We start from the raw sequence: 2,944 nt of genomic DNA, 5'->3' as shown, positions 1-2,944 counted from the left end.
ATGAGTCACTTCATCTGAGACTTGGTATGAGGAAGATTTCGATTACCGGATTCACCTGCGCCGTGCGATTGATGCGTTACCGACAGAGGAATGGGAAGTGATTGATTTGATGCTCGCAGATATTCCGATTGAAACGAATAAGGATGGAGAACGGTCGATGGTGGAGCTTCTTGGTTGCGTTGAAAAGACCGTGCGCAACCGACGCAACCGTGCCTTTGCGAAGATCAGGCGAGCACTGGATTTGGAGGTCGACAATGGCGAATAGAGACGACGTCCTGAGCGATTTCATCGTGGAAGAAGAGATATCTCCAGAAGTTCTCGGTACTTACCTACGGCGCCACCCCGAATACACCAAAGATCTACTGGCGCTCTTCAACGAGCTTACGATGAGCGAACTGGAGGCAACCGATGCTAGCCTACCGTTTGAGACGAAGGCGATGACTGCGGAGGCCTTGAGGGTTCAGCATGTTCGGCAATCGCTGTTTGGCCATGGTATTAAAGACCTCGCGCGAGAGCTTGGGCTCCCCCGCACTTTCTTCTTGGGGTTGAACACCAATGTTGTTCATCTTGGTTCAGTACCGGTCGAGTTTCTGAAGAATCTCCCGGCAAAGCTGGATGTTCGGCTACATGACCTGATCAATGGTATGCAGCAGGGTGACGGCCAAACCGTTGCGATGAAATCCGACAACAAGCCGGGCGCGGAGGCTCCCATCGAGTTCCGGGATTATGTCGGCCAAGCCGATCTTGCCGAAGAGGAGCAACGCGCTTTACGGAAGTTGCTTGCGGACGATGGATCGAATTGAAGCCATAAGAGCACGCGCAGCGGATCTTCACGTGGAGCGCAAAAAAAGGGGCGGCGATCCATTAAACCCCTATGACTTTGCTCTTCGTGAAGCCAAGGACCGCGATATCGAAGTCAGGAAACTTCCTGCCGGACACCCTCAACTGAACGGCGGTCGCGCTCTGTTTCAGAGTCATGCAGGCGTGATCTTGCACGACGACACTGGCAGCGCCTTTCTAGACGCATTTCTAGTTGCGCATGAACTTGGACATGACGAATTCGGCGGGATGGTTGAAATTCCTCCGACCATGGCAATCGACCCAACCCGCTCGGCTGACCCACCATCGGTGGGTGCCGATCGCGTTGTCGATTACAGTAACCGCGCTCGACAAGAAGTTCAGATGGACCTTTTCGCACGAGAGTTCCTTTTCCCACGAACATTGGCCTGGTCCTGGCACATCGACAAGGCCCTAAGCGCGAAGGACATAGCCGAGCGTCTCGGCGCACCCTACGACATGGTGGCAGTCCAGTTGTTTGATGCGCTCTTGCTTCCGCAGACTGAATCGGAAGAGGAGGCCGCATCGCCCCCAAAACCGCTTATAGACGAACAGAAGCGGGCGGCCGAACATGACGGAAAAGCGCTGCTCCTTAAAGCCGGACCGGGCACGGGCAAAACGCAAACTCTCGTCGGAAGATTGTCTGTTTTGAAGAACCGCCGTGTCGACCCGGAAAGCATTCTACTTTTGACCTTTTCGAACAAAGCAGCCGGCGAAATGACGGATCGCGCCATGGCAGTCTGGCCAGAAGCGGTCGGATCCGCTTGGATCGGCACTTTTCACTCCTTCGGGCTCGACCTGCTGCGCCGGTTCCATGATCGTGCGGGTTTGCCACAAGACCCGCGGTTGATCGACGGCACCGAACCCGGATCAGTTTGTCCATGAGTTTTGGGAACCGTCCATCCAGCCAGGCAAGGGCCAGATCTTCCAGCAGCTTGGGCACGCGTGTGTAAAGAACGGCATGATCCAGCCGCGCAGCCTGATGGCCAAAGGCGCAGGCCAGCCAACTCTTGCCGGTGCCTGTTTGGCCGGTGATGATCAGGTTTTCATGGGCCTTGATCCATCCGCCTTGCGCGAGCGCCAGCGTTGTGCGCCTGTCGAGACCGCGCGGCGTCTTGAAGTCGACGTCTTCGATTGAGGCTTGCGGGAAGCGAAGCCTTGCGGCCGTCAGGCGGTTTTTCAAGCGCTTGTCGGCCCGCATGGCACTCTCCCGGTCGAGCATCAGGGCAAGCCAGTCTTCGCGTGAGAGGTCTGCCGCCTGGTCCTGGCTGGCCAGATCCCGGTAGGCGTTTGCCATCCCGGTCAGGCCGAGGGTTTCCATCTGGTCAAGTGTGGGGTTGGTCAACATGTGCCGGTCTCCTGTTTTCACTGGTAATAGGCTTGGCCACGTATATTGGCGTGGGGTGGCGCCGGTTTGCTTGACGCGGGTCGGGGATCGGCCTGGTCCAGGCCGGACTTGAGAATGGAATTAACCGAGGAATAGCTGAGCGTGTTGATCGTCAGTGCCCGCAAACAGGCTGCTTCCACACGGTCCTCGCCGTACCGGGGGACAGGGACAGAATGCCCATGGCGGCCCGGTAGCCCTGTTGGGGATGAGACCTGGCCTCCATCACCGGGTGACGAAGGTGGCAGTCTGCGGGCCGGGCCGATCCGTGCCGCCCGCTCAATCAGGCTGGCAGGCGTCGTGGCGGCGTGTTTCTGGTGGGCCTTTGGCATGTGAGCGCTCACGGTGACATGTCCGCAGCGTTGCGAGCGCCGGACATGGCTGGCAACCCTTTGGTGATCATGAAAGATCTCCACGGCCCGGGCCGTCAGACGAACATCCACTTTCCGGCCGATCAGCTGGCAGGGAACCGAATAGAAGGTCTTGTCGACTTCGACATGGTAATCCGGATGGACCTTGGCCCTTTTCCATTCGGCGTATTCGAAAGGCGTATCAGGCAAGGACTTGAGGGCCGGTTTTTTTTCTCATCGAAAAGCTCCCGTCGGCTCTTGCCAACATGACGCATCGGGCGATTGTTCAAATTCTCAAGCAGGCCGGTGATCGCTTCATTGAGCTGGCTGAGCGAAAAGAAGGTCGTGTCCGTCCGGTAAACCCGGCCTTTTT

At 57.3% G+C, this 2,944-nt stretch carries 3 protein-coding genes and 2 pseudogenes; 3 read left to right on the top strand and 2 right to left on the bottom strand.

The window, feature by feature from the left end; genetic code table 11:
* Positions 1-97 precede the first annotated feature (97 nt).
* From E1297_RS03215 to E1297_RS03205, 3 genes are read left to right on the top strand one after another with little or no spacing between them, the layout of a single operon-like run.
* On the top strand, positions 98-265 hold the full coding sequence (locus E1297_RS03215; protein WP_209015621.1) for a hypothetical protein: 168 nt from the start codon (positions 98-100) through the stop codon (positions 263-265).
* The gene (locus E1297_RS03210; RefSeq protein WP_155133807.1) at positions 255-803 is read left to right on the top strand and encodes a hypothetical protein; all 549 of its coding nucleotides are present in this window, start codon (positions 255-257) and stop codon (positions 801-803) included. Before E1297_RS03215 ends, E1297_RS03210 begins: the two co-directional genes overlap by 11 nt.
* Positions 804-834: 31 nt before the next feature.
* Positions 835-1,722, top strand: coding sequence for a UvrD-helicase domain-containing protein (locus E1297_RS03205; RefSeq protein WP_209015620.1), 888 nt, complete (start codon positions 835-837; stop codon positions 1,720-1,722).
* A 34-nt stretch (positions 1,723-1,756) separates the two neighbouring features.
* Here E1297_RS03205 and E1297_RS03200 read toward each other — a convergent pair.
* Both E1297_RS03200 and E1297_RS03195 read right to left on the bottom strand, forming a co-directional pair.
* Positions 1,757-2,134, bottom strand: a pseudogene (locus E1297_RS03200) (ATP-binding protein); the annotation flags it as partial.
* A gap of 68 nt (positions 2,135-2,202) precedes the next feature.
* Positions 2,203-2,944 (bottom strand): annotated as a pseudogene (locus tag E1297_RS03195) (IS21 family transposase); the annotation flags it as partial.

Source organism: Roseibium sp. RKSG952 (assembly GCF_009711355.1).
Note: the sequence above shows the minus strand (reverse complement) of the source record. Positions and strands in the feature narration are given on the sequence as shown.